At 70.0% G+C, this 26,338-nt stretch carries 24 protein-coding genes and 1 tRNA gene; 14 read left to right on the top strand and 11 right to left on the bottom strand.

What is annotated here, in order from left to right:
* Positions 1-114 precede the first annotated feature (114 nt).
* The 12 genes from ABLE93_RS07585 (at position 115) to ABLE93_RS07530 (ending at position 14,044) form a co-directional block, all read left to right on the top strand.
* Positions 115-1,083, top strand: coding sequence for a YihY/virulence factor BrkB family protein (locus ABLE93_RS07585; protein WP_348839049.1), 969 nt, complete (start codon positions 115-117; stop codon positions 1,081-1,083).
* A 171-nt stretch (positions 1,084-1,254) separates the two neighbouring features.
* Positions 1,255-3,183, top strand: coding sequence for a methyl-accepting chemotaxis protein (locus ABLE93_RS07580; protein WP_348839048.1), 1,929 nt, complete (start codon positions 1,255-1,257; stop codon positions 3,181-3,183).
* A gap of 1 nt (position 3,184) precedes the next feature.
* Entirely contained in the window at positions 3,185-4,633 is a 1,449-nt protein-coding gene (locus tag ABLE93_RS07575; RefSeq protein ID WP_348839046.1) for a chemotaxis protein CheW, read from the top strand.
* A 16-nt stretch (positions 4,634-4,649) separates the two neighbouring features.
* Positions 4,650-5,738, top strand: coding sequence for a chemotaxis-specific protein-glutamate methyltransferase CheB (gene cheB / locus ABLE93_RS07570; protein ID WP_348839044.1), 1,089 nt, complete (start codon positions 4,650-4,652; stop codon positions 5,736-5,738).
* On the top strand, positions 5,735-6,592 hold the full coding sequence (locus tag ABLE93_RS07565; RefSeq protein ID WP_348839043.1) for a CheR family methyltransferase: 858 nt from the start codon (positions 5,735-5,737) through the stop codon (positions 6,590-6,592). Before cheB ends, ABLE93_RS07565 begins: the two co-directional genes overlap by 4 nt.
* Positions 6,589-8,502 carry a chemotaxis protein CheA gene (locus tag ABLE93_RS07560; RefSeq protein ID WP_348839041.1) on the top strand — a complete coding sequence of 638 codons (1,914 nt, stop codon included), beginning with the start codon at positions 6,589-6,591 and terminating at the stop codon, positions 8,500-8,502. Before ABLE93_RS07565 ends, ABLE93_RS07560 begins: the two co-directional genes overlap by 4 nt.
* The gene (locus ABLE93_RS07555; protein ID WP_348839040.1) at positions 8,499-8,792 is read left to right on the top strand and encodes a hypothetical protein; all 294 of its coding nucleotides are present in this window, start codon (positions 8,499-8,501) and stop codon (positions 8,790-8,792) included. Before ABLE93_RS07560 ends, ABLE93_RS07555 begins: the two co-directional genes overlap by 4 nt.
* A 6-nt stretch (positions 8,793-8,798) precedes the next feature.
* Positions 8,799-9,182 (top strand): response regulator transcription factor, encoded by a 384-nt coding sequence (locus tag ABLE93_RS07550; RefSeq protein ID WP_348839039.1) that lies wholly within the window; start codon positions 8,799-8,801, stop codon positions 9,180-9,182.
* The gene (locus tag ABLE93_RS07545) at positions 9,179-9,814 is read left to right on the top strand and encodes a chemotaxis protein CheX (RefSeq protein WP_348839038.1); all 636 of its coding nucleotides are present in this window, start codon (positions 9,179-9,181) and stop codon (positions 9,812-9,814) included. Before ABLE93_RS07550 ends, ABLE93_RS07545 begins: the two co-directional genes overlap by 4 nt.
* A gap of 43 nt (positions 9,815-9,857) precedes the next feature.
* Positions 9,858-12,614 carry a PAS domain-containing protein gene (locus ABLE93_RS07540; protein WP_348839037.1) on the top strand — a complete coding sequence of 919 codons (2,757 nt, stop codon included), beginning with the start codon at positions 9,858-9,860 and terminating at the stop codon, positions 12,612-12,614.
* A 153-nt stretch (positions 12,615-12,767) separates the two neighbouring features.
* A complete protein-coding gene (locus ABLE93_RS07535) occupies positions 12,768-13,109 on the top strand; it encodes an ArsR/SmtB family transcription factor (protein ID WP_348839036.1) in 342 nt (113 codons plus the stop codon).
* Entirely contained in the window at positions 13,106-14,044 is a 939-nt protein-coding gene (locus ABLE93_RS07530) for an SRPBCC family protein (protein ID WP_510182988.1), read from the top strand. The genes ABLE93_RS07535 and ABLE93_RS07530 overlap by 4 nt, the downstream gene beginning before the upstream one ends.
* A gap of 121 nt (positions 14,045-14,165) precedes the next feature.
* Here the strand turns inward: ABLE93_RS07530 and ABLE93_RS07525 are convergent.
* Positions 14,166-14,241 (bottom strand) — tRNA-Lys (locus tag ABLE93_RS07525).
* Between the two features lie 163 nt (positions 14,242-14,404).
* On the opposite strand from ABLE93_RS07525, the gene ABLE93_RS07520 reads away from it, so the two are divergent.
* On the top strand, positions 14,405-15,571 hold the full coding sequence (locus tag ABLE93_RS07520; RefSeq protein WP_348839034.1) for a M20 aminoacylase family protein: 1,167 nt from the start codon (positions 14,405-14,407) through the stop codon (positions 15,569-15,571).
* Positions 15,572-15,610: 39 nt separating this feature from the next.
* On the opposite strand, the gene ABLE93_RS07515 is transcribed toward ABLE93_RS07520, so the two are convergent.
* Together ABLE93_RS07515 and gltX are read right to left on the bottom strand one after the other, a co-directional pair.
* Positions 15,611-15,853, bottom strand: coding sequence for a sulfurtransferase TusA family protein (locus tag ABLE93_RS07515; RefSeq protein ID WP_348839033.1), 243 nt, complete (start codon positions 15,851-15,853; stop codon positions 15,611-15,613).
* Complete coding sequence (gene gltX / locus ABLE93_RS07510) at positions 15,850-17,265, bottom strand: glutamate--tRNA ligase (protein WP_348839032.1); 1,416 nt, start codon at positions 17,263-17,265, stop codon at positions 15,850-15,852. The genes ABLE93_RS07515 and gltX overlap by 4 nt, the downstream gene beginning before the upstream one ends.
* A gap of 145 nt (positions 17,266-17,410) precedes the next feature.
* On the opposite strand from gltX, the gene ABLE93_RS07505 reads away from it, so the two are divergent.
* Positions 17,411-19,660, top strand: coding sequence for a ComEC/Rec2 family competence protein (locus ABLE93_RS07505; RefSeq protein ID WP_348839030.1), 2,250 nt, complete (start codon positions 17,411-17,413; stop codon positions 19,658-19,660).
* Between the two features lie 171 nt (positions 19,661-19,831).
* On the opposite strand, the gene lexA is transcribed toward ABLE93_RS07505, so the two are convergent.
* The 8 genes from lexA to ABLE93_RS07465 form a co-directional block, all read right to left on the bottom strand.
* The gene (gene lexA, locus ABLE93_RS07500) at positions 19,832-20,542 is read right to left on the bottom strand and encodes a transcriptional repressor LexA (protein WP_348839029.1); all 711 of its coding nucleotides are present in this window, start codon (positions 20,540-20,542) and stop codon (positions 19,832-19,834) included.
* Positions 20,543-20,667: 125 nt separating this feature from the next.
* Entirely contained in the window at positions 20,668-21,882 is a 1,215-nt protein-coding gene (locus ABLE93_RS07495) for a molybdopterin molybdotransferase MoeA (RefSeq protein ID WP_348839027.1), read from the bottom strand.
* Between the two features lie 60 nt (positions 21,883-21,942).
* Entirely contained in the window at positions 21,943-22,419 is a 477-nt protein-coding gene (moaC, locus tag ABLE93_RS07490) for a cyclic pyranopterin monophosphate synthase MoaC (protein ID WP_348839025.1), read from the bottom strand.
* 82 nt (positions 22,420-22,501) lie between these two features.
* The gene (locus ABLE93_RS07485) at positions 22,502-22,924 is read right to left on the bottom strand and encodes a DUF2147 domain-containing protein (protein WP_348839024.1); all 423 of its coding nucleotides are present in this window, start codon (positions 22,922-22,924) and stop codon (positions 22,502-22,504) included.
* Between the two features lie 135 nt (positions 22,925-23,059).
* A complete protein-coding gene (locus ABLE93_RS07480) occupies positions 23,060-23,479 on the bottom strand; it encodes a DUF2147 domain-containing protein (RefSeq protein ID WP_348839023.1) in 420 nt (139 codons plus the stop codon).
* 75 nt (positions 23,480-23,554) lie between these two features.
* Positions 23,555-24,346: an indole-3-glycerol phosphate synthase TrpC gene (gene trpC, locus ABLE93_RS07475; RefSeq protein WP_348839022.1), complete on the bottom strand. Its 792-nt coding sequence runs from the start codon at positions 24,344-24,346 to the stop codon at positions 23,555-23,557.
* Positions 24,343-25,377 (bottom strand): anthranilate phosphoribosyltransferase, encoded by a 1,035-nt coding sequence (gene trpD, locus ABLE93_RS07470; protein ID WP_348839021.1) that lies wholly within the window; start codon positions 25,375-25,377, stop codon positions 24,343-24,345. Before trpD ends, trpC begins: the two co-directional genes overlap by 4 nt.
* Before the next feature lie 167 nt (positions 25,378-25,544).
* Positions 25,545-26,183, bottom strand: coding sequence for an anthranilate synthase component II (locus ABLE93_RS07465; RefSeq protein WP_348839020.1), 639 nt, complete (start codon positions 26,181-26,183; stop codon positions 25,545-25,547).
* Between the last annotated feature and the right edge of the window lie 155 nt (positions 26,184-26,338).

The following is a 26,338-nucleotide window of genomic DNA, read 5'->3' as shown; positions in this document are numbered from 1 at the left end:
CCGGACGCGCGCCGGCCCGGAACTATTGCGTAACCATGAAACTCTTTCCGTTGCGCCCCGTTGGTCCATTCAGGGGCGGAACAAGTCCGCCGCCCATGGATCGAGGGCCGTGCGGTGGATGTCCGGGCGCAGAGTCTTGAACATGATCGGGGCCGCAACGCCGACACGCCCATCGCCATTCCGCTCAAGGGCTGGCGCGACATTGCCATCCGCACCGTCCATGAATTCATGCAGGACCGCATCCTGAGCCTGTCGGCCGGCGTCGCCTTCTACGCGCTGCTTGCAGTTTTTCCCGCCATCAGCGCGCTGGTCTCCCTCTACGGCCTGTTCCTCGATCCCGCGGTGCTGCGCGACCAGCTCGACGCGGCCACGTGGTTCCTGCCCTCCGGCGCCATCGAGGTGATGAAGGACCAGGCCCTGCGGGTCATGGCCCACGGCTCGGCGACGCTGGGCTTCGGATTCCTCATCAGTTTCGGCGTCGCGCTGTGGAGCGCCAATGCCGGCACCAAGGCTCTCATCGAGGCCCTCAACATCGCCTACGAGGAGGAGGAGCGCCGCTCCATTATTTCCCTCACCCTGCTCACCTTGGGCTTTACCTTGGCGGCGGTGGTATTCGCGTGCATCGCCCTGGCGGTGGTGGTGGCGCTGCCCATCCTCATGAAGGTGCTTTATCTCGATACCTATTCAGAATGGCTGATCTCGCTGCTGCGCTGGCCGGTGCTGGCGCTCACGGTGGCGGCGCTCATCACCTTCATCTACCGCTACGGCCCCTGCCGCGAGCCCGCGCGCTGGACCTGGCTCAGCCTCGGCAGCCTGGTCGCGGCCGTGCTCTGGCTTGGCGTGTCGGTCGGGTTCTCCTGGTATGTCGGCCATTTCGGCACCTACAACGAGACCTACGGCTCGCTTGGCGCGGTGGTGGGCTTCATGACCTGGCTGTGGCTCTCCTTCAGCGTGATCCTGTTCGGCGCTGAGCTGAATGCGGAGATCGAGCACCAGACCGCCCGCGACACCACGACCGCGCCGGAGCTCCCCATGGGCGAGCGGGGCGCCACCATGGCGGACACCATCGGCGCCAGCCAGTAGCGCCGCAGGCATCCCATCACTATCTCTGTGCACGCGCCATCCTTCGGGCCGGCGGTGGTGTCATGCTGGGCCTAGGTTCCAGGCTCCAGCTATGCTTCAATCAGGGCATTCCTGACTTAAGCATCACAATTACAGTCGCGTGTCGGATCGTACGGCGCGCCGGAGGCTCGAATGGCGTTGGTGAAAACGACTGCGCTCGCCGGCAGGTCGCGGGGACGCAAGGCGGAACCCGCCGCCGAAGCCACGGCGTCGACCCCTCCCAAGCGAATCGTGGCCCGCAAGGCGGCCCCGCGCCGCGAGACGGCGGACCTGCGCATCGGGGCCGCGGCGGTGGAACTGGCGGGCGGCATCAGCGAAGCCGCCGGCGCTGCGGAAGAGCTCGGCCGCGCCATGGCGCAGATCGCCTCGGCGGCGGAGGAAGCGGCGGGCGCGGCCCACGAATCGCTGGCGGCCATTACCACCATGGCCGAGGCCTTCGAGAAGGTGCGCCTGCAATCCGCCGCCGGACAGCAGCGGACCGAGGCGCTGAACGATCTTCTCATCGAGCAGGGGCTCGCCGTCGAGGCCTCGGTGGACGCGGTCATCCACAACGCCCGCCGGCAGATGGTGACGGTCGCGACCATCGAACAGATGGAAGGCCAGGCCGCCCGCATTGGCGACATCACCAGCGCCGTCGCCGACATCGCCGACCAGACCAATCTGCTGGCGCTGAACGCCGCCATCGAGGCGGCGCGGGCCGGGGAGGAGGGCCGGGGCTTCGCGGTCATCGCCGACGAGATCCGGGCCCTCGCCGAGACCTCCGAGAACCGCTCCAGCGAGATCCGCACCCTTGCCGGCCGGGTCGCCGAGACGGTGAGGACCCTCGCCGATCGCCTGAAGTCCGCCGCCGCGGTGGCCGAGACCGAGGCGGGCTCGGGCACCCGCATCAACGAGGCGCTGGCCGCCGTGCGTGCCGAGATGGCCAAGGTGAGCGACGACAGCCGCTTCATGCTCACCTCGACGGTGGAGGCCCTCGGCGCCGTCAATGAAAGCCGGCGGGGCGCCGAGAGCGTCTCCAGCGCCGCCGAGGAGCAGGCGGCGGCCGCCGCCGAGGCGCAGCGCGCGGTGTTGCAGCAGCAACAGTCGCTCAGTCGCAGCCAGGCCGCTTCGCAATCGCTCGCGGTGACGGTGGAGAAGCTCGTCGGCGGGGACGCGGCCGCCAATGGCGCGGCCCGCGCGGTGGAGGATGCCGAGGAACTCTCCGCCATGGTGCAGGAGCTGTCGGGTGCCGCGGGCGAAATCCTGGTCGCCATCGATCAGATCAGCCGGGGCGCGCAGCTGCAGGCGGCCGCGACCCAGCAGGCGAGCGCCGCCATGGAGGAGATCGAGAAGTCAGCCCGCCATTCCAGCGCCAATGCCAAGGCCAGCGTGGAGCGCACCGATCTTGTGGCCCGGATGCTGGGGGATTGCGCCGGAGCGGTGCAGCGCCTCGTGGAGGGCGTCGGCAAGACGGTGGACGAGAGCGAAACGGTCATGGGCACGCTGGACGATCTGCAGTCGCTCGCGGGCTCCATCGCCCGCTTTGCGGACGGCCTCGGCCTCCTCGCCATCCAGATCACCATGCTGGCCATGAGCGGGGCGGTGGAGGCGGCGCGGGCCGGCGAGGCCGGCGGCCGGTTCGCCGTGGTGTCCGGCGACGTGCGCACCCTCGCGCGCGATGCCTCCCACAACGCCACCGTGATGAACGACCATGTGGCCGACATCCTCGGGCAGATCGCCAAGGTCCGCCGCGAGGTGGACCAGATCAATGCCCTCGCGGCGGCCGAACTGAGCCGCAACCGCGTCACCGGCGAGCGCCTCGCGCGGGTCATTGCCGAGACGGCGGCCCTGAAGGCCGGGGCGGAGGAGAGCGCCCGCAGCGCGCAGGAGATCCTGGGCACCACGACCCAGGTGGTGGCGGGCATCCAGCAAATCGCCGCCGCCGCCGAGGAAGCCAGCGGTGCCGCCAACCAGGCCGCCGCCGCAGCGCGCCAGCAGTCGCAGAGCGCCGAGGATCTCGCCGCCGCCATCGAGGAGATCGCTTCGCTGGCCAACGAGCTCCAGCTGGCCGAGACCCGCTAGCGTGGCCGCCACCGCCACGGCCCGGCGCCTCTCCGTCCATGCGGGCGGCCATCACATCGCCATTGATTCCGCCACCGTGGGCGAGGTCATCCGCGGCCCGCGTCTCACCCGCGTGCCGCACGGCCCGCCGGCGCTCTTGGGGGTGATGCAGATGCGCGGCGCCGTGCTGCCCGTCGTCTCCCTCGGGCGCCTGCTCGGCGCCTCCGCCGCCTCCGAGAGCCGGTGGGTGGTGGTGCTGCGGGGCAATCCCGGCATGGGCGTCGCGGTGGACGCGGTGGAGAAGCTCGGCGCCGGCGCTGCCGCGGCCGAGGCTGATGCCCCGCCGGCCCAGATGCGCATCGACGACGGCGAGAACGGCCGCTGGTTCGATCTCGACGCGGCGCTGCGGGAGCATTTCAGCGGCTTTCACAAGGCGGCCACCGCGGGCGGGCCGCATGCGGGCAAGGGCAGGGCGGAGGCCGCGGCGCCGGCCCTGGCCTTCCTCGGCTTCAGCCTCGCCGGGCAGTCCTATGCCCTGCCGCTCGACGCCGTGGCGCAGGTGATGGGCGCGCCGACTACGCTCAGCGCCTTGCCCAGCGCGGAGAGCGTGCTCCTCGGCGTCATGGATCTGCGTGGCGAGATCCTGCCGGTGGTCTGCCTGCGCGCGCTGCTCGGCCTTCCCGAGCGCGAAGTGCGGCCGAGCGACAAGGTGATCGTCGTGCGGCTCCACGGCCAGAGCGTGGGCCTTTTGGTCGACCAGCTCAGCGTGATCCTGCGGGCGGCGCCCGAGATGGTGAGCCCGGCCCCGACCCTGTTCAATCGTGCTGCCGGCGAGGCGCGGATCGTCTCGGTCCTGCGGCTGGCCGACGCGGGGGGCCTCGTATCCATCCTGACGCCCCAGAGCGTCTTCGCCGATGCGCGCGTCGCCCGGCTCCTCGCCGAGACGAGCGAACGGAGGGAAGTGGAGATGGCGCCGACGATGTCGCAGGTGGCCCGCGAGCGCTTTCTGATGATCTCCCTTGGCGCGGAAAGCTACGGCCTGCCCTTGTCGGCGGTGGACGAGGTGGTCCGCCTGCCCGAGACGCTGACGCGGCTGCCCCGGGCCCCGGACTATGTGCTGGGCCTCATGAGCCTGAGGGGCAAGGTGATCCCGGTCATCGACCAGCGCCGGCGGTTCTCGGTGACAGGGGAGGGGGACCGGCACAGCCGGCGTGTCGTGGTGGTGACGATCGGCCAGTTGCAGGCCGGCTTTGCGGTGGATGGTGTGTCCCGCATCCTCGAGGTGAATGCGTCCGAGGTCATGAGCGCGCCGGAACTTGCCGATGACGGCCGACGTTTGTTCGATCGCGCTGCCTCGGCGGAAGGCAGCGGCGCGGGGGACGTCATCCTGCTCATCGACCCGAAGGCCCTCCTGGCGCGCGCCGAGGCGGACCTTCTCCATGACCTCGCCGCCAAGTCGGAAACGCCGTGACCAAATCAGACCCACCGTGACCAAGATTTTGATCGTCGACGATTCAGCTCTGGTGCGCCGCGTCCTCGGCGATCTGTTCCAGGCGGAAGGGGATTTCGAGATCGCCTTCGCGCGCGACGGAAGCGAGGCCCTGGCTCAGCTGCACGCCTTCCAGCCCGACGTGGTGACGCTGGATGTCGAGATGCCCCGCATGAGCGGGCTGCAATGCCTCGACCGCATCATGGTGGAACGTCCGTGCCCGGTGGTCATGCTGTCCGCCGTAACCACGGACGGCGCGGAGGAGACGCTCGCGGCGCTGGAGATGGGGGCCGTCGATTTCGTACCCAAGCCGACCGGCACCGTGTCGCTCGCCATCGACCTCTTCGCCCCGGTCCTGGTGGAGAAGGTGCGCATGGCGGCATCGGCGCGCCTGCGGCGCACCCATCGGCTCACCGAGCGCGTCCGCGCCCGCAACCGGGGCAGGCTTGAACCGCGGCCTCAGCTGCCGCCCCGTCGCCCCGCCACCGAACCCTCCAGGGACCCCTCGGGGCAGGGGCTGGTCATCATCGGCACCTCCACCGGCGGGCCGCCCGCCCTCGACACGGTGCTGTCCGGCCTGCCTGCCGACTTTCCCTGGCCCATTCTGGTGGCGCAGCATATGCCGGCGTCGTTCACCGCCTCTCTTGCGCAGCGGCTCGACGGCCTGTGCGCCCTGCGCGTGGTGGAGGTCACCCGGCCGACCCTCGTGGAAACCGGCACCGTCTATGTGGCGCGGGGCGATGCCGACATGATCGTCAGCAAGCGCCGCGGCGAGCTCGTCGTCCTGCCGACGCCGGCGAGCCCGGAGCATCGCTGGCACCCGAGCGTGGACCGCCTCGTCGCGAGCGCCGCGGCCCTCGTCCCGCCGAAGCGGCTGCTGGGCGTATTGATGACGGGGATGGGCAACGACGGCGCGCGCACCATGAAGGACCTTTACTCCGCCGGGGGGCGCACCATCGCCGAGGCGGAGGAAAGCGCGGTCGTCTGGGGCATGCCGGGCGAGCTGGTCATGGCCGGAGGCGCCGAGGTGATCGCCCCGGTGGGCGACATCGCCGACCGGATCGTCAGAATGGTGCCGGCCGGATGAGCGCCGCCCCCACGCCCGAGGCCGAATGGCTGAACCCCCACGATCTGCGGCGGGTCTGCGATTTTCTCTATCGCCATACGGGAATGGTCTTCGGCGAGAGCAAGCGTTACTATATCGAGCGGCGTCTGCGCGACCGGATCGCAATCACGCGTACGAGCGGGTTCGCCGCTTATTTCGATCTTCTGCGCGCCGACAGCCGCGAGCGCGAACAGCTCATCAACGCCTTTACGGTCAACGAAACCTATTTCTACCGCGAGGAGCACCAGTTGGCCTGCCTGAGCCGCTCGCTCCTGCCAGATCTCGCCGCCGCGCGCATGCCCGGCGATAAGATCAGGATCTGGTCGGCGCCCTGCTCGACCGGCGAGGAAGCGTATTCCATCGCCATCTGGCTGCTCGAGAACTGGCGGATGGTAGATGCCTACAATGTGGAGATCGTGGGCACCGACATCGACACCATCGCGCTCGACGCCGCCCACGACGGACTCTATGGCGAGCGCTCCCTGTCGCGGCTCACTCCCGCTGTCCGCGATGCCTATTTCGAGCCGGAGGTGAACCGCCATCGGCGGATCATCCGCGACCTGAAGGATTCGGTGAGCTTCACCCAGGCCAATTTGGTGGACGAGGGCACTCTTGGCGGGCTCGGCACGTTCGACGTGATCTTCTGTCGGAACCTGCTCATCTATTTCGATGACGAATCCCGTCTGCGCACGGCGGAAAACCTGTTCAACCGGCTGAACCCGGGCGGATATCTCTGCCTCGGCCACACCGAATCCATGAGCCGCATCAGCGATCGCTTCCTCGTCCGCCGGTTCGAGGATGCCATCGTCTACCAGCGTACCGGTCCCGACGCATGAGCGACGACCTCATGGCGCAGTTCCTGACCGAGGCCGGCGAGCAGATCGTGGTGGCCGAACGCTCCCTTGCGGTCCTCGCGCGCAAAGGCGACGACGAGAGCGCCTTCGACGCCTGCTTTCGCGCTTTCCACACCCTCAAGGGTTCCACCGGCCTGTTCGACCTCGTTCCCATGGAGCGCGTGCTGCATGCGGCCGAAGATCTGCTGGGCGGAGGGCGCCGGGCCGGCACGACCGGCCTCGCCAACGTGGGCGCGCTGCTGGAAACCATCGACCTCGTGGCGGGATGGCTCGACGCCCTGCGCCAGACGGGGCGGCTCCCCGACGACGCCGACCGGGTCGGAGCCGTGGAAAGCCGGCGACTGAAGACGCTGGCCGGCAACTCGGACGACGGCGGGCCGGGCGGCGCGACCCTTGACGATACCCTTCGGATCGCACCCGAGTTCGATGGCCGCGGTGGCGTCTCCATCCGCTACGTGCCGGCCCCCGACAGCTATTTCATGGGCGACGACCCGGTGGCCCTCATGGCTTCGCTGCCCGGCCTTCAGGCGCTGAAGGTGGCGGTGCGCGAGCCCTTCGGGCCGCTGGAGGATTATGATCCCTACGCCTGCAACCTCGTCCTGGACGCCCTCTCTTCCGCCGGGCGGGCGGAGGTGGAGGCGGCGCTTCGGCTCACGGCCGATCAGGTCGAGATCCGGGAGATCGCGCGCGTCGCTGCCCCCGAACGGACGGAGGGGGACGCGACGGCGCGGCGCACGCTGCGCGTCGATGCCGAACGGGTCGATCGTCTCGCCGATCTCGCCGACGAGCTGGTGATCGTCAAGAACACCATGGCCGAGCTGGCAGGGCTGGTAGAGGATCTCCCGGGCGGGCAGACGCCGGGGCAGACCCTGAGGGCGCGCCAGGCCGAGCTGGAACGCCTCGTCAATGACCTGCACGCCGCCGTCGGCAAGGTGCGGCTGCTGCCCCTCGGCGGCGTGTTCGCCCGCTTTCCCCGCCTTGTGCGCGAGATCGCGCGCTCCCTCGGCAAGACCGTGACGCTGGAGATTGAGGGCGGCGACATCGAGGTGGACAAGACCATCGTGGACGGCATCTTCGAGCCGCTGCTCCACTTGCTGCGCAACGCAGTGGACCACGGCGTCGAGTCCCCGGCCCGGCGCCGGCAGGCCGGCAAACCGGAGATCGCCGTGCTGCGGCTCACCGCCAGCATCGCCGGCGACCAGGTGGTGATCACCGTTGAGGACGATGGCGCCGGCATCGATCCGGCCCGCATCCGCGAGCTCGCCGTCGCGCGCGGGCTGACGACTCGCGAAGCCGCCGAAGCGATGGACGATCAGGCCGCCATCGCCATGATCTTCATTCCGGGCTTCTCCTCGGCCGATGGCGTGAGCGCGGTCTCCGGCCGCGGTGTCGGCATGGACGTGGTTCAGGACAGCGCGCGCCAGCTCGGCGGCAAGGTGTCCGTCACCAGCCGCAAGGGCCACGGCTCTTCGATGCGAATGATGCTGCCGGTCACGCGGATCCTGACGCAGGTCATGAGCGTTATATGCGGGGGCGAGCGCTTTGGTCTCGCCCTGGACAATGTGGTGGAAACCGTCCGAATCCGGCCGGACCAGATCATCCCCGTCCGGTCTGGAAAGGCTTTTCGCCTTCGCGATCAGGTGATACCGGTGGTTGAACTGGCGGGGCTCCTCGGGGCGGCCGACACGACAGCCGCAGCGGGCGTTATCGTGATCGCGTGGGTGCAGACAGAACTCGTGGGCTTCTCCGTCGACAGGATTGCCGATCGCATGACGGCTGCCGTTCGTCCCATGAACGGCCTGCTGGCGGGAGCGCCCGGCGTGCTCGGGACATGCCTTTCCAGCGACGGCAGCGTGCTCATGGTTCTCGATCTGCCGGAGCTTGTGCTGTGACCATCGCGTTCGCCGACGGGATCATCCGCCTGGAAGGGCCTTGCCGGGTGGAGGAAGCGGAGACGCTGACCCTGCTGCTGCAGAGCAATGGCGAGGCTGCGGTGGACGTTTCGGCCTGCAATCAGATGCATTCGGCCGTCGTCCAGGTCCTACTGGCGTTCCAGCCGGACGTGATCGGCACACCTGCCGATGCTTTCATGCGGGATCATCTCCTGCCTGCGCTCGCGGATCGGCGGCGGCGCGAACAAGCCGGAGCGCTGGGCCGACGCGCATACGGGATGGAGGAGTAGCATCCCATGGGGACGACCGTTCTCATCGTTGACGACAGCAAGCTGGCGCGCATCGTCATGACCAAGGCCATCACCGCCTTGCAGCCCGACTGGACCGTCGCCGAGGCCGGCAACGGCGACCAGGCCATGGAGGTGGTCGACGCGCAGCCGGTCGACGTGATCGTGCTCGATTACAACATGCCCGGCCGCGATGGCCTGGGCCTGGCCGAAGACCTGCGCAAGCGCTTTCCCGACATGCCCATCGCCATCGCCACCGCCAACGTGCAGGACGAGATCATTGCGCGGGCGCGGGCAACGAGCGCGACCTTCATCCCCAAGCCCATCACCGAGGACGGGTTGCGCGGCTTCCTCTCCGGCGCGGCCCTCCGCCTCAGATCGACGAAAAAATGACACAGCAGGTGCTGCTGAACGATCTCGAGCGCGACGCCTTGACCGAGCTGGTCAACATCGGCGTCAGCCGGGCCGCCGCGAATCTCCGCAAGATGGTGGACGAGCAGGTGCTGCTCTCGGTCCCGGCCGTGGAGATCATGACCCGCGGCGGTGCCGCGACGCTCATCGGCGAACGGGAGAGCGGCGAGCTCGTGGCGGTCCGGCAGGATTTCGAGGGCGTCTTCTCCGGCCGGGCACTGCTGATCTTCCCCCAGTCCAACAGCATGGCGCTGGTGCGGGCCGTGACGCGGGACCAGCTTTCCCCCGACGATGCTGCGGCGATGGAGGACGAGGCCCTTGCCGAGACCGGCAACGTGGTGCTCAACAGCTGCCTCGCCACCATGGCGAACATGCTGAAGCGCCCGCTCACCATGTCGCTGCCGGAAGTGCTGAGGGGAGACGGCACCCGCCTGTTCGATCTGGCGCCGAGCGCGCCGGACGGGGGCATCGTGCTGTTCCTCTATATCAATTTCGCCATCAACGATCATAATATCCGCGGCTACGTCGCAATGCTCATGGATTTGCCGTCCCTGCAGGCCCTCAAGGTCCTAATTGCCGACTTCATCGAGCGCGTGGTGGGCGGTACCGTCTGAGGATGGGACTTGCGGCATCTCAGGCAAAGGCCATGATCCGGTCATGAGCAAGATCGGTCGAGCGGATCCCGACGCGGCCAAGGCCGCCCTGGATGAGCTGCGTGCGCTCGCCGGGCCACTGTTCGCGGCCATGGCCGCGACCGGCACCGCCGTGGTGGTGACCAACCCGCGGCTGGCCGACGATCCCATCATCTATGCCAATGCCGCCTTCGAGGCCCTGAGCGGCTACGCCATCGCCGAGGTTCTCGGGCGCAACTCCCGCTTCCTTCAGACAGAAGAAACCGACCCCACCGCCGTCGCCGAGATCGCTGCGGCGCTGGACGCCAATGCGCCGGTGGTGGTGGATCTTCTCAACCGTCGCCGTGACGGCAGCTCATTCTGGAACCGCGTCAGCATCACGCCGCTGCGCGACGCCAGCGGGGCGGCGATGTTCCGCCTGGGCACCCACACCGACGTGAGTGGCGAACATGCGGATGCCTCGGTCGCGGAGGAATTACGCCTCAGCCGGATGAAGCTGGCGGAAGCGCGGGAGCGCCTCAGGGTGGCGCAGGCCATCGCCGGGGCGGCCGGCGCGTGGGAATGGGACATCGCGTCCGGCGTCTTCTTCGCCGATGTGCGATTCGCCAATCTCTACGGTCTCGATCCGGCGGCGGCGGCGCAAGGTCTGCCGGTATCCGAATTCTTCGCCCCCGTGCACGAGGAGGACCGGCTGCGGCTGCGGATCGCCGTTGCCGCCGCGCTGAACGGCGCCGAGGTGTTCGCCCGCGACTTTCGCGTGGTGACGGAGGGCAAGGTGCACTGGGTCTCGGCCCGCGGCCGCACCTACCTGGATGCGGAGGATCGCCCCGTGCGCTTCTCGGGCGTGCTGGCGGACATCACCGACCAGAAGCGCGTCGAGGAGCAGCTGCGCATCGCGCAGACCGCCGGCGGCGTCGGCTCGTATGAATATCTGAGCGGCTTCGGCACGGCAGAGGTGTCGGAGCAGTTCTGTTTCCTGCTCGGCCTCCAGCCGACGAGCAGCCTGCCGATCCGCACCATCAACGCGCTGGTGCATCCCGACGACCCGCTGCTGGTCCAGGCCCACGACGACCGCCTCAAGCTCGGCCCGATGTCGCAGGAGACGCGCGTGCGGCGCGCCGACACGGGCGAAGAGCGCTGGTTGATCTCCCGCGGCGAATACCGCCCCGGCGAGGCGGGCGGCATCCGTTTCATCGGCGTGATCTACGACATCACCACCATCAAGCGCTCCGAAGAGCAGCTCCGGCTGCTCGCGGAGACCTTGGAGCTCCGTGTCGCCGCGCGCACCGAGGAGCGCGACCGGGTGTGGCGGCTGTCGCGCGACCTGCTGCAGGTGGTCGGCCCGGACGGCCTCTATCGCGCGGTCAACCCGGCCTGGGCCACCGTGCTCGGCTATACCGAGGCGGAGATCGTCGGCCTGCGCCCGGATGCCTTCGTTCACCCGGACGATCGCCACCTCATCGCTGCCCAGACGGCCGCGCGCACCGCCCGCGAGGCGTCGGCCGACTTCGACTGCCGCATGCGCGCCAAGGACGGGACCTATCGCTGGATCAACTGGACCGCGATGCCCGAGGGCGACACCGTCTACGGCATCGGCCGCGACGTGACCCAGCGCAAGGCGCTGGAGGAGCAGTTGCGCCAGAGCCAGAAGATGGAGGCGGTGGGTCAGCTGACAGGCGGCCTCGCCCACGACTTCAACAACATGCTTACCGGCATCCTCGGGGGCATCGAGATGGTGCGCCGGCGCATCGGGCAGGGCAAGGTCGATGATGTGGACCGCATCCTTGAGGCGGTGACGCATTCGGGGCAGCGCGCAGCTGCGCTGATCCATCGTCTCCTCGCCTTTTCCCGGCAGCAGACGCTGGACAGCCGGCCCATCGACGTGAGCGTCCTGCTCGCCTCCATCGACGATCTTCTGCGCCGGACCCTCGGTGAGCAGACCCTGCTGACCGTGGAAATCGACCCGCATCTGTGGCGCGCCGTCGCCGACGAGAACCAGCTGGAAAGCGCCATTCTCAACCTCGCGATCAATGCCCGCGACGCCATGCCGGAGGGCGGTACGCTGAGCATCACTGCGCGCAACACCCACCTGTTCGAGGCAGATCTGTTGGCCAGCGACCGCGCCGAGGCGGGCGACTATGTGGAGATCAGGGTCGAGGACACCGGCACCGGCATGCCACCCGACGTGCTCGCCAAGGTGTTCGACCCCTTCTACACCACCAAGCCCGTAGGCCAGGGGACCGGGCTCGGCCTCTCGATGATCTACGGCTTCGTCCAGCAGTCCCGCGGGCATGTGACCATCGAGAGCAGCGAAGGGCGCGGCACGGCGATCCGCCTCTTTCTGCCGCGGGACGTGGGGGAGCAGCCGAAGGTCGAGCTGTCCAGTCCGCCCGTCACCGTCCAGGGCAGCGGCGAGACCGTTCTGGTGGTCGAGGACGACGTGGGTGTGCGCCTGCTCGTCGTTCAGCTGCTCCACGAGCTGGGGTACATCACGGTGGAGGCACCGGACGGGCGCGAGGCTCTGGCGATCCTCAACTCCCCCCAGCATTTCGATCTGATGATCAGCGACGTGGGCCTGCCGGGGCTCAACGGTCGGCAATTGGCCGACATGGCCCGGGAAGGGCGGCCGGACCTGCCGGTGCTCTTCATGACCGGCTACAGCCAGAAGGCTGCCGATCAGGCGCAGTTCCTCGACCACGGCATGGGCATCATCTCCAAGCCGTTCGAGGTCGGGCAGTTCAGCCGCCGGGTGGCGGAGATCGTCAGCCGCAAGCAGAAGTGACGCATCCGCCCTTTGCGAGGGATGGGGCTGCGTCGCCTTGTGGGAGAGCGCGGTCGAAGTTGCCACGTGGTCTTGTCCTGGCATGCACCCAACACTTAGCCATCTGACGAAGTTTCTCTTGCAGCCGTAGTGCTTGTGCCTATAGTTAGCCATATGGCTAAGCATGACGCCGAGCTTTCGCAGCTCTTCCACGCCTTCGCCGATCCCACCAGGCGGGCGATGCTGACGCGCCTGGCGGACGGTCCGGCGACGGTGACGGACCTCGCCGGCCCCACGGGGCTGCGGCTGCCCACCGTGATGCGGCACCTCGACGTGCTGGAGGAGGCGGGTCTGATCGCCACGTCCAAAGACGGGCGGGTGCGCACCTGCGCACTCGTGCCGGAGGCGCTGCTTCCCGCGCGCACATGGCTCGATGAGCAGCGCGCCATCTGGGAAGCCCGGCTCGACCGGCTCGACGCATTCGTGATGAACGTGATGAAGGAACGTGGACAATGAGCATGAACGAGCAGCCCGCCGCCCTCGTCCACCCGCCGCACGGGGAGTCGGACGGCCGCTTCGCCACGCTGACCTTCGCGCGGGAGGTCGGGGCTCCGGCGTCGGTCCTGTGGCAGGCCTGGACCGTCCCCGCCGCGCGGGCGGTTTGGGCCGCGCCCACGCCTTCGGTCACCGTGGAGTTTTTGGAATCCGACCCGAAGGTGGGCGGCCGCGAGGTGTCCCTGTGCAAGGTGGCTGGCGAGGCGGACATCCGCTGCGAGTGCGGCTGGCTGGCGCTGGAGCCGGGCGTGCGCAGCGTGATCTACGAGCTCGTCTCGTCAGAAGGCGTCGCCCGGTCGGCGGCGCTGGTGACGGCGGACTTTTCCGGCGACGGCGGGCGCAGCCGGGTGGTGGTGACGGTGCAGCTGTCATCCCTGGCGCAGGAAAAGGCGCCTGACATGGCGGCGGGCTACCGGCAGGGGTTCGACGCGGGACTGGCCCATCTCGCGGCGGTGGCCGAGCGCACCATGCTGATCGAGCGGGTGATACGGGCGCCGCGCAGCCTCGTGTGGGGCGCGTGGCTGAACGAGGAGACCCTGCCCCAATGGTGGGGGCCGGACGGCTTCTCATGCCGCACGCAACGCATCGCGCTAAGGACGGGCGGCGAATGGGTGTTCGACATGATCGGACCGGACGGCACCGTCTACCCCAACCACCATCGCTATCACGTGGTCCTGCCCGAGGAGCGGGTCGACTACAGCCTGCACTGGGGCGAGAACGGCCCCAAGCACGCGGACGCCTGGGTGAGCTTCGATGAGCTGGACGGCGCGACGAAGGTCACCCTCGGCATGGTCTTCAGCACCGCCGCGGAATTCCAGACCGCCAAGGGCTTCGGTGCCATCGAGCTCGGCCAGCAGACCCTGGGCAAGCTGGACCGCTTCGTCACAGGGGGGTGAGGGTGCCTCGCGGAGAGGGCGGGGTCACCCACCGCCGGCCTCTGGCCCGCCAAACAACGAGCAGGCCGCAACGACCCACGGTGGCCGATGCGAGGTCAGGCTGAGCGCTGCTGGACGTGAGTGGTGAGCCCGTCGGGATTCGAACCCGAGACCCCATGATTAAAAGTCACGTGCTCTACCGGCTGAGCTACGGGCTCACTTGAGGGTGTGGTTAGGATGCCATGAGGGCAGGGTCAAGGCCGCCGCGGCCCGCGGGGATGCAATGTCCCGGCATTTCACGCCGTTCCGCGGTGCAGCGCGGCCATTGACCCGCCGGCCGCGCTTGCCCACCATGGCGCCGTCCTTGCCCCTGGAATTGCCATGCCGGTCAATAATCACATCGCTGCCCGCGCCGACGAGATTGCGGCGTGGCGTCAGGATTTCCACCGCCACCCCGAGCTCATGTACGACCTCGAACGCACCGGCGCCGCCGTCGCCGAGAAGCTGCGCGCTTTCGGCTGCGACGAGGTGGTGACGGGCGTGGGACGCACCGGCGTCGTCGCCGTCGTGCGCGGGCGCGGCGAGGGGCCGATGATCGGCCTGCGCGCCGACATGGACGCCCTGCCCATCCTGGAGCGCACCGGCGCGGAATACGCCTCGCTGACCCCCGGGACCATGCACGCCTGCGGGCATGACGGCCACACCGCCATGCTGCTCGGCGCGGCGCAGCATCTCGCGGAGACACGCGCCTTCTCGGGCACCGCGGTGCTCATCTTCCAGCCGGCGGAAGAGGGTGGCGCCGGCGCAAAGGCCATGATGGACGACGGCCTGTTCGCCCGCTTCCCCGTGCGCGAGGTGTACGGCATGCACAATCTGCCGGGCCTGGACGTGGGGCGCTTCGCCATGCGGCCGGGCGGCATCATGGCCTCGGCGGACCATATCGAGATCGTGGTGGACGGGCGCGGCGCCCATGCGGCGCGGCCCAACCAGGGCGTGGACGTGGTGCTCACCGGCTCCGCCATCGTCATGGCGCTACAGCAGATCGTCGCGCGCAATGTGGATCCGCTGGAGGCGGCGGTGGTCTCAATCGCCATGTTCCACGCCGGCGAGGCGGACAATGTGCTGCCGCCCACGGCGACGCTGGTGGGCACCGCCCGCACCCTCGACCAGACCATCCGCAAGCAGCTGCGCGAGCGCATCCGCCAGGTGGCGGAAGGCGTCGCCGCAGCGTATGGCGCCACCGCCACGGTGAGCTTCAAGGAAGGTTATCCCGTCACCAGCAACCATGCCGACCAGGTGGCGTTCGCCGCGGAGGTGGCGCGGGAAGTGGCCGGCGCCGCCGAGGTGGACGCTGCCGCCCCGCCGCTGATGGCGGCGGAGGATTTCGCCTACATGCTGGAAGAGAAGCCCGGCGCCTACATCTTCATCGGCAACGGCCCGTCGGCCGGCCTGCACCATCCGCAGTACGATTTCGCCGATGCGGCCATTCCCTACGGCGCGTCCTATTGGGTGCGGCTGGTGGAGCGGGCGCTGCCGCTGGCGACCTGAGGAAGCGGCGGCGCCGCCGGCCTGAGGCGAGTAAGCCGGCTAAGCCGGCTTGCGGATCACGAAGGTCAGGAGGCCCGCCTCCACCGTGCGGTCTTCCAGGATCGCGCCGGTCTCGTGCGCCAGATGGGGAATGTCGATCACCGCCATGGGGTCGGTGCAGGTGACGACGAGCCGCGTGCCGGCCGGCGCCGCCGCCAGCGCCTTGCGCGTGCGCAGCGCCGGCATGGGGCATTTCAGGCCCTTCAAATCCAGCTCCAGCACGGCCGCCGGCGCGTCCGTCACGCCGCCTGGTCCTTCAGGCGCGCGAGGCTCTCCGCCCGGCCGAGCACCGCCAGCACGTCGAAGATGGGCGGCGAGGTGGTCTTTCCGGTGAGAGCCGCGCGCAGCGGCTGGGCCACCGCGCCGAGCTTCACGCCCTGGGCCTCGGCATAGCGCCGCACCGTCTCCTCGGTGGCGGCTGCGGACCACTCCGCCGCTTCGAGCAGCGGCAGGAGCCGGCCGAGGTGGGCCCGGCCCTCCGGCGAGAGCAGGGCGGCCGCCTTTTCGTCCACGGCCAGGGGACGCTCGGCGAAGATGTATTCTGCGCTGTCGAGCAGCTCCACCACGGTCTTGGCGCGCTCCTTCAGGCCCGGCATGGCGGCGGCGAGCTGGGCGCGGCGTTCCGGCGTCATGCGCGCGAGGCGATGCTCCGCATCCGGCAGGTGCGGCACCAGCGCGTCGATGGCGGCGAGCAGATCGGCGTCGCTGGCCGCGCGCATGTACAGGCCGTTGAGGCTCTCGAGCTTGGCGAAGTCGAAGCGGGCGGCCGAGCGGCCGACCTTGCCGAGATCGAAGAAGTCGACCATCTCCTGCGTCGAGAACACCTCCTGGTCGCCATGGCTCCAGCCGAGGCGGACCAGATAGTTGCGCAGCGCGGCCGGCAGATAACCCATGTCGCGATAGGCATCGACGCCCAGCGCGCCGTGGCGCTTGGAGAGCTTGGCGCCGTCCGGCCCGTGGATGAGCGGGATGTGCGCCATGCGCGGCACCTCCCACCCGAGCGCCCGGTAGATCTGGGTCTGGCGCGCGGCATTGGTGAGGTGGTCGTCGCCGCGGATGATGTGGGTGACGCCCATGTCGTGGTCGTCCACCACCACCGCCAGCATGTAGGTGGGCGTGCCGTCCGAGCGCAGCAGGACGAGGTCGTCGAGATCCTTGTTGGGGAAGGTGACGTTGCCCTGCACCATGTCGTCGATCACCGTCTCGCCCTCCTGCGGGGCGCGCAGGCGGATGACGGGCGCGCGATCGGCCGGCGCCTCGGAGGGGTCGCGGTCGCGCCAGCGGCCGTCATAGCGCGGCGGGCGGCCCTCCTTGCGGGCCAGCTCGCGCATTTCGTCCAGCTCCTGGGGCGTGGCGTAGCAGCGATAGGCATTGCCCTTCGCCAGCATCTCCGCCACCGCGGCCTGATGCCGCTCCGCCCGCGCGAACTGGTAGATGGGATCGCCATCCCAATCGATGCCCAGCCAGGAGAGGCCGTCGAGGATGGCCTCGATCGCCTCCTTGGTGGAGCGCTGGCGGTCGGTGTCCTCGATGCGCAGCAGCATCTTGCCGCCGGTGTGGCGGGCATACAGCCAGTTGAACAGCGCCGTGCGTGCGCCGCCGATGTGCAGGAAGCCGGTGGGGGAGGGGGCGAAGCGGGTGACGATCTGCGACATGAGGAACTCGGCGGGGCGCGGGCAGGCAGGGCCGTGCGGTACGCTCAGGACCACATGGCGCGCGGGAGGCGCCCGTGTAGCATAGGCGCGGGACACAGGGAAACACGGGGGAAGGCCGGCGCCGCGGGCGCCCGGCCGGGGCGGCATGAGCGAAGAGCGGGGCGCGCGAAGCAGGGCGCGGGGCGCGGCGCGGGCCGCTGTCCTCGGCGGGGCACGGGCCGCCGCGCGGCTGCCTGCGCTGCGGGCCGATCAGCTCCTCGACGCCCTCCGGGCGCGGATCGCGCGTGATCTGGCGGCCGAGGCGGCATCGGGGCGGCTCATCCTGTGGCTGCCCGCGGCATTCGCCCTCGGCATCCTGCTCTACTTCGGCGCGGCGCAGGAGCCGTCCCTCACGGCGAGCCTGCTGCTGGCCAGCGCCCTCGGCGCAGGGGCGCTCGCGGCGCGGGCACGGCCGGCGGCGTTCGGCCTGCTGGTGGCGCTGTTCGCCGCAGCTGCGGGATTCGCCGCCGGGGGCGTGCGCACCGCGCTGATTCTGCATCCTGTGGTGATGCCGCCCACCGCGCCCGTGCGGCTCTCCGGCTTCGTGGAGCGGGTGGAGCACCGCACCACCAGCGACCGCATCCTGCTTCGGCTCGACGGCACGCCCGTGCGCGGCTTCGACGATGCGCCGGCTCTCGTGCGCCTGTCGCTGCGCAAGGGCTGGGCGCCGCCGGTCGGCACGCGGGTGACCCAGCTGGCGCAACTGCTGCCGCCCTCGGGGCCGGCCATGCCGGGCGCCCATGACTTCGGCCGCGCGCCGTGGTTCCGCGGCATCGGCGGCATCGGCTATGGCCTCGGGCGGCCGAAGGCGGTGCCGGATTCGGCGTCCCCGCCGGCGTCGGTGCGGCTAGCCATGGCCATCGATGCGGTGCGCGATGCCCTCGCCCGCCGCATCCGGGCATCGCTTTCCGGCGTGCCGGCGGAGATCGCCGTGGCCCTGGTGGCGGGGGATCGGGCGGGCATTCCTCCCGCGGTGGAAGAGAGCATGCGGGTGTCGGGCCTCTCGCACATCCTCTCCATCTCGGGGCTGCACATGGCGCTGGTGGCGGGCACCCTGTTCGCCCTCGCGCGGGCGGCGCTGGCCCTGGTTCCGGGGCTGGCGCTGCGACTGCCCATCAAGTCCATCGCGGCGCTCGTGGCCCTGTCGGGCAGCGCCTTCTATCTGGTGCTCTCGGGCAACGACGTGCCGGCCCAGCGCTCCTTCGTGATGACAGCGCTGGTGCTGGCCGGCGTGCTGGCGGGCCGTCCGGCGCTGTCGCTGCGCTCGGTGGGGGTCGCCGCGGTGGCGGTGCTGGCGCTGACGCCCGAGGCGGTGCTCGACCCCGGCACGCAGATGTCGTTCGCCGCCACCCTCGCGCTGGTGGCCGCCTATGAGCGGCTCCAGCCGCTGCGGGCGCTGCCGCGGCCGGACGGATTCGCCGGCGCGGCGCTGGTGTGGATCGTCGCGCTGGTGGGGGGAACGGCGCTCACCTCGCTGGTGGCGGGGCTTGCGACGGCGCCCTACGGCATCTTCCACTTCCAGCGCGTCGCGCCCTACGGCCTCATCGCCAATCTCGCGGCCATGCCGGCCGTTTCGTTCCTGGTGATGCCGGCCGGGCTCGCCGGCGTGCTGCTCATGCCGTTCGGCTGGGACCATCTGGCCTGGCCGGTGATGGGGCGGGGCATCGAGATCATGGTGGCGGTGTCGGACCATGTCGGGGCGTTGCCGGGAGCCGATACCCGCGCCGCCTTCATCGGCCCGGCGACCCTCGCCTGCCTCAGCCTCGCGCTCCTCGCCGCCTGTCTGCTTCGCGGCGTGCTGACCCTCGCGGCGCTGGCGCCCCTCGCTCTGGGCACCCTGCTGGCGGGTGCGCCGGCCCGGCCGGATCTCCTCATCGCACCCGATGCGCAGACGGTGGCGGTTCGCACCGCGGAGGGCCAGCTATCCGTGCTCGCCGCCTCAAGCCAGCGGCTGGTGGTGGAGCAATGGCTGACGCGGGAGGGCGACCGCCGCGCCGCCGACGCCAAGGATCTCTCCGCCGCCTTCGCCTGCGACCCCTTGGGCTGCGTCGCGCCGCTGCCGGGCGGCGGCACCATCGCCGTCTCGCGCAAGGCGGAGAGCCTGGAGGCGGATTGCCTCAACGCCCGCATCCTGGTCGCCCGCGATGCACCCCCCGCGCGCTGCGAAGCCGAGGTGGTGACGCCGCAGACGCTGGCGCGCACCGGAGCCCTCGCCTTCCAGCTGAGGGACGGCAGGCTGGTGGCCGAACCCACCCGCCGCGCGGAGGTCCAGCGCCCGTGGATGGCTGCCGTTCCGCCGCTTTTGGAGGCGGAAGGCGAGGCCCCCGACCACGAGGCGGATGCCGCCGCGCCCTGATCGGGCAGCGGGATGCACCGCAGGCCGGTCCGACCCGGCCGACGCGGCAGCAGGACAAAAGCGGGCGGGGTGAGGGGCATGGCCCGTTGCGGAGCCGGCGCCCGTTGAGCTGGATGCGCCGCGCCCCTCACCCCGTTTGCGGTCTCCCGGGAGGGAGAGCGAAAGGGAGGGTCAGTAGCGCCGCATCAGGCCGACGAGGCGGCCCTGGATGCGGACCCGGTCGGGGCCGAAGATGCGCGTCTCATAGGCCGGGTTTGCGGCCTCGAGGGCGATGGAGGCGCCCTTCTTGCGCAGACGCTTGAGGGTCGCCTCCTCGTCGTCCACCAGCGCCACGATGATGTCGCCCGTGTCGGCCGTGTCGCACTTGCGGATGAGCACCGTGTCGCCGTCGAGGATGCCGGCCTCGATCATGCTGTCGCCGCGCACTTCCAGGGCGAAGTGCTCGCCGGAGCCGAGCATCTCGGGCGGGATGTTGAGGGTGTGGCTGCGGCTCTGGATGGCCGAGATGGGCGTGCCGGCGGCGATCCGGCCCATGACGGGGACCGCGACCACCGGGGCGGTGTCCTCGTCGTCCGCCATGGGGCGGACCTTGCCGAGGCTGCCCTCGATGACAGAGGGGGAAAATCCGCGCCCCGCCGAGCGGGCGGAGGCGAGACCCGGCGCGACGCTGTCCGGCAGGCGGACCACTTCCAGCGCGCGGGCGCGGTTGGGCAGGCGACGGATGAAGCCGCGCTCTTCCAAGGCGGTGATGAGGCGATGGATGCCGGACTTGGAGCGCAGGTCGAGCGCCTCCTTCATCTCGTCGAAGGAGGGCGGCACCCCGGTTTCCTTGAGCCGCTCGTGGATGAAGCGAAGCAGGTCGTATTGCTTCCGGGTCAGCATCGTCTCGCCCCTGTGCCGGCGCCGCATTCCGCGACGGCCCAGCCCGCGCGGCGCGAAACAAATCATGAACAGTCTTTATCTGTTCCTTTTGTGTTCCGCAAGGGGTGAACAGCGGGTTAAGGGGCTCAATCGTCGAACGGAATGATCTCGCACGGGTCCCCGACGCGGCCCGCGGGGGCATATGGCGGACGCACCAGAAGGCAGTCGGCATCGGCGAGGATGCCCAGCATGGCGCTGTCCTGCGAGGCCGAGGGCGTCACATGCACCGAGCCGTCCGGCCGGCGCTCGATCTTGGCGCGCATGAAGTCGCGGCGCGCGTCGTTGGCGGGCAGTTCGGCCGCCAGACGGGCGGGCGCGGTGAGGGGACCAGGCGCCGCATCACCCTGGAGTGCGCGCAGGAGGGGCGCGAGGAAGATCATCCCGCAGACGTGGGACGACACCGGATTGCCCGGCAGGCCCAGCACCCGCACCGTGCCGCGATGGCCGAACATCAGAGGCTTGCCGGGCCGCAGCGCGATCTTGTGGACGAACAGCTCGACGCCCTCCGCCTTCAGCGCCGGCGCCATCAGATCGTGGTCGCCCACCGAGGCGCCACCGGACGACACCACGATGTCGAACTCGCCCGAGAGGGCGCGCGCGATGGTGGCGCGGATCGTGGCGAGGTCGTCCTTCAGCACGCCGAGGTCGGTGACGTCCGCCCCGGCCCGGCGCGCCAGGGCGGCGAGGCCGAAGGCATTGGAGACGACGATCTCGCTGTCGGCGCCGGTGCCCTGGCCGGGGAGGACCAGCTCGTCGCCGGTCTGCAAGAGCGCCATGCGCGGGCGCCGCGCCACGGGCACCACGGCATGGTCCATGGCGGCCGCCAGCATCATGTCCCGCCCGGTCATCCGGCGCCCGGCTGTGAGGCCCGGCGTGCCGGCGGCGAAGTCGCTGCCCCGCTTGCGCACGTTGCGCAATGCCGCGGTGAGGCTGGTGGTGGTGATGGTGTCGCCGGTGCGGGCGACGTTCTCCTGGATCACCACCGTGTCGGCGCCCTCGGGCACCACCGCGCCGGTGAAGATGCGCACCGCCTGTCCCGGCCCGAGTGCACCGCCGAACGGCCGGCCGGCCGCCGATTCGCCGATGACGGTGAGGGTCGAGGGCGTGGTGGCGATGTCGGCGGACCGCACCGCATAGCCGTCCATGGCCGACATGTCGGCCGGCGGCTGGGTGCGGCGGGCGACGAGGTCCTGCGCCAGCACGCGGCCGGCGGCGGCCGAGACGCTCACCTCCTCGGTGCCCAGCGCGGTGACGCCCTGGGTGATGAGGGCGCTCGCCTCCTCGACGCTCATCAGCGCCATGGCGCTGCTCCCGAAACGCGCGCAGTCACAGTGGCAGGTCCTTCCATGGCGCGGGCGCGATCACTCGGCCCGGAACAGGCCGCTCCGGCCGCCGGATTTCTCCAGCAGGCGGATGCCCTCGATTCGCATGCCACGGTCTGCGGCCTTGGCCATGTCGTAGATGGTGAGGCAGGCGACGGAGACGGCAGTGAGCGCCTCCATCTCCACGCCGGTCTGCCCGGTGACCTTCACGCGGGCGGTCACATGAAGCCCCGGCAGGGCCGGGTCGGGTGCCACCTCCACCTCCACCTTGGTGAGCAGCAGAGGATGGCACAGGGGAATGAGCTCGTGGGTGCGCTTCGCCGCCATGATGCCGGCGAGGCGCGCCGCCCCGAGCACGTCGCCTTTCTTGGCGTTGCCGGAAACGATCAGCTCCAGCGTCTCCGGCGCCATGGCCACCCGCCCCTCGGCCAGCGCCTCGCGGGTGGTCGCGGCCTTGTCGGACACGTCCACCATGCGGGCGGCGCCCTGTTCGTCGAGATGGGTCAGGATGGCCATAAGGGGGAGGGCCTTGGAATCGTCCGGGTCGCCCGGAAGATGGCGCCCCGGACGCATCCTGTCCACCGAACGGGCGCGCGCGTCAGCGCAGGCGTGTCCAGGTCTGGGTTTCGCAGAGCGGATAGATCACGCAGCCGCGCAGCTTCAGGGTGGTGTCGTTCTCCAGCGTGATGGTGCCGGAATAGGTCTTGCCGTCGTCGGCATTGTAGACCTTGCCGCCGGTCCATTCCTTGGGGCCGCCGGAGAAGCCGGTGAGGATGGTGAGGCCCTTCAGCTTGCGCCCGCGCAGGCCGGCGTCGGAATTCTTCACGTCGGTGAGGCCCGGATTGGCCTCGATGTCCTTGGACGTGACGATGGCGCCGCACAGGTTCGCGCCGCAACGCGTGATCTCGATCTGGCCGCCGTCCACGGGGGTCAGCCACAGGCCGGTGGCGTCGGCGGCGAGGAGGGGCGCGGAGAACAGGCCGGCCACGGCGAGCGCCGCACCGAAAACAACGGACCTCATGGGGATGCTCCGGGAGAGACCGGCCTCGCAGGGCTGGCGGCGCGCATTTTCGATGGGCCCCGCCGCCTCTGCAAGTCGCGCCCTCCGCACGGTATCGAAATGCGGCTGCGACATCTTGTGCGGTCCTGGCCCGCCTCAGCGCAGGCGGGTCCAAATCTGGGTCTTGCACAAAGGCGCGACCACGCAGCCGCGCAGTTTCAGCGTGTTGTCGCCGTCGAGGGTGATGGAGCCGGAATAGGTCCGTCCGTCCTCCGCATTGTAGATGCTGCCGCCGGTCCAATCCTTGGGGCCGCCCGAGAAGCCGGTGAGGATGGTGAGGCCCTTCAGCGCGCGGCCGCGCAGGGCGGTGTTGGAATTGTTCACGTCCTTCAGCGCGGGGTCGGCCTTGATCCCGTCGGAGGAGACGAGGCGGCCGCACAGGTTCGCGCCGCATTTGGAGATTTCCACCTGGCCGTTGCGGGTGGGCGTCTGCCACAGGCCGGTGGGGTCGGCCGCCAGCGCCGGCGCGGCGAGAAGGGTGCCGGCGGCGATGCCGGCGAGCAGGGTTGTCCTCATGAAGCGCCTCCCGAGCGTGCGGCCTCTGCGGGCCGTCCTCACGCATTAAGGCGTAACTTCACCTATAGGGCAATCCTATCCGGCAAGCAGCTGGCTTGTGGCGGAAGCGACATCTTCCTGCCGCATCAGGCTCTCGCCCACGAGGATGGTGCCGATGCCCACCTTGGCGAGCCGCGCCACGTCCTGCGGCGTGAAGATGCCGCTCTCGCCGATGGCGATGCGGTCCTTGGGCACCCGGGGGGCGAGGCGCTCGGAGGTTTCGAGCGTGGTCTCGAAGGTGCGCAGGTTGCGGTTGTTGATGCCGATGAGGCGGCAGGGCAGGGCCAGCGCCCGGTCCAGCTCGGCGTCGTCATGAACCTCGACGATGGCGTCGATGCCATAGGCCTCGGCCGCGGCGGCGAGGTCGGCGGCGAGGGCGTCGTCCACCCCGGCCATGATGATGAGGATGCAGTCGGCCCCCCAGGCGCGGGCCTCGGCCACCTGGTAGGTGTCGTACATGAAGTCCTTGCGCAGCACCGGCAGGCTCACGGCGGCGCGGGCGCTCTTCAGGAAGTCCGGCGCACCCTGGAAGGAGGGCGTATCGGTGAGCACCGACAGGCAGGTGGCGCCGCCGCGCTGGTAGGCGCGGGCGAGCTCCGGCGGATCGAAGTCGGCGCGGATCAGACCCTTGGAGGGGCTCGCCTTCTTGATCTCGGCGATGAGCGCAGTGCGACCCTCGGCGTGGGCCTGCCCGATGGCACCGGCGAAGGGGCGCACGCGGGGGGCGCAGCGCGCCGCGGCCTCGACCTCGGCGAGGGGCCGCGCGCGCTTGGCGCAGGCGATCTCCTCGCGCTTGTAGGCCTCGATCTTCTTCAGAATGTCGGTCATCGCACCGCCTCCGGCGCCAGCTTGCCGGAAATGGCGACGAGATGCTCCAGCCGGGCGCGGGCGGAGCCGGTGTCGAGGCTCGTGCGGGCCATCGCCACGCCGTCCTTGAGGTCTTTGGCGCGGCCGGCCACCACCAGCGCCGCGGCGGCGTTGAACACCGCCACGTCGCGATAGGGTCCGCTCGCGCCGTCCAGCACGGCGCGCAAGGCTTGGGCATTGTGCACGGCGTCGCCACCCTTAAGCGCCTCGGAGGGCGCGCGGGAAAGACCCACGTCCTCGGGGGAGACGGTGAAGGTGTGGATCCGCCCGTCTTCCAGAACCGCGATGTCGGTGCCGCCGGAGATGGTGATCTCGTCGAGCCCGTCCGAGCCGTGCACCACGAATGCCTTCTGCGAACCGAGCGCCTTGAGCACCTCGGCCAGGGGCACGATCCACGACTTGGCGAACACACCCACCATCTGGCGCTTCACCCCGGCCGGATTGGAGAGCGGACCCAGCAGGTTGAAGATGGTGCGGGTGCCCATCTCCACCCGCGTCGGCCCCACATGCTTCATGGCCGGATGGTGGGAGGGCGCGAACATGAAGCCGATGCCGGCCTCGGCGATGCAGCGGGAGATGCCGGCGGGATCAAGGTCGATCCGCACCCCCAGCGCCGCCAGCACGTCCGCCGCGCCGCTCTTGGAGGAGAGCGCCCGGTTGCCGTGCTTGGCCACCGGCACGCCCGCCCCGGCAACGATGAAGCTGGCGCAGGTGGAAATGTTGTAGGAGCCGGAGGCATCACCCCCGGTGCCCACCACGTCCACCGCCTCCGCCGGCGCATCCACCCGCAGCATCTTGGAGCGCATGACCGACACCGCCCCGGCGATCTCGTCCACCGTCTCGCCGCGCACGCGCAGGCCCATGAGCAGGGCGCCCATCTGCGAGGGGGTGGCCGTGCCCGACATCATGGCGTCGAACACATAGGCCGCCTCGTCGCGGCTGAGGCTCTCGCCGGTCGCCACCTTGCCCAGCAGCGGTTTGAACTGATCCATCTTCTGCCCTCGGCCCTTGGCGCTGTCTCCCTCTCCCGCTCGCGGGGGGAGGGCCGGGGAGGGGGCCTGCCGTAAGGCCACCGCCGCGCTTGCGTCGAGACCTCTTTTCCCCTGCCCAACCCTCGCCCGCAAGCGGGAGAGGGCCGTCGTGTCAATTCTCGACCGCCTTAATGCTCGTCCGCTTTGTTCGCATCCGCGTTCCTGGCTGCGTTGAAGGCGGCGGCAATCTCCAGGAAGTTCCGCAGCAAGGCGTGCCCGTTCTCCGAGGCGATGCTCTCGGGATGGAACTGGACCCCGTGGATGGGCAGGCTCTTGTGGGCGAGGCCCATGATGAGCCCGTCCGCGGTGTGGGCTGTCACCTCCAGCTGTTCGGGCAGGGTCTCCCGCTCGACGATGAGGGAGTGATAGCGCGTCGCCTGGAACGGATGGTTCAGCCCGCGGAAGACGCTGCGGCCCTCGTGCAGGATCTCGCTCATCTTGCCGTGCATGGGGGTGGGGGCGCGCACCACGTCGCCGCCGAACACCTGCCCGATGGCCTGGTGGCCGAGGCAGACGCCGAAGAGCGGCACCTTGTCCCCGACCTGCGCGATGAGATCGAGGCAGATGCCGGCCTCGTTGGGGGTGCAGGGGCCGGGCGACAGCACGATCGCATCCGGCTTCTCGGCCAGCACGTCGGCGACGCTCACCTTGTCGTTGCGGTGAACGGTGACGGTGGCGCCAAGCTCACCCAGATAATGGACGAGATTGTAGGTGAAGCTGTCGTAATTATCGATCAGCGTGACCTTGGGGGACTTGGTGGCGGACATCTCGAACTCCGGCCCCGCGCACCGCTCGAGCGGGAAATGCGGGTGTTAAGGCGAGGGATGACGGGCGGTCAATGGTGATAAGCCGCGAGGCGGTTCCCCGGACAAGCTCCAGCGAAGCTGGAGGGTCGATCCGGGGTCTAGCGCAGGGACAACCG

Origin of the sequence: Xanthobacter pollutisoli (assembly GCF_040044995.1) — a bacterium.
Lineage (GTDB): Bacteria > Pseudomonadota > Alphaproteobacteria > Rhizobiales > Xanthobacteraceae > Xanthobacter.
The sequence above is the reverse complement of the archived record's forward strand: the minus strand, read 5'-3'. Positions and strand labels throughout refer to the sequence as shown.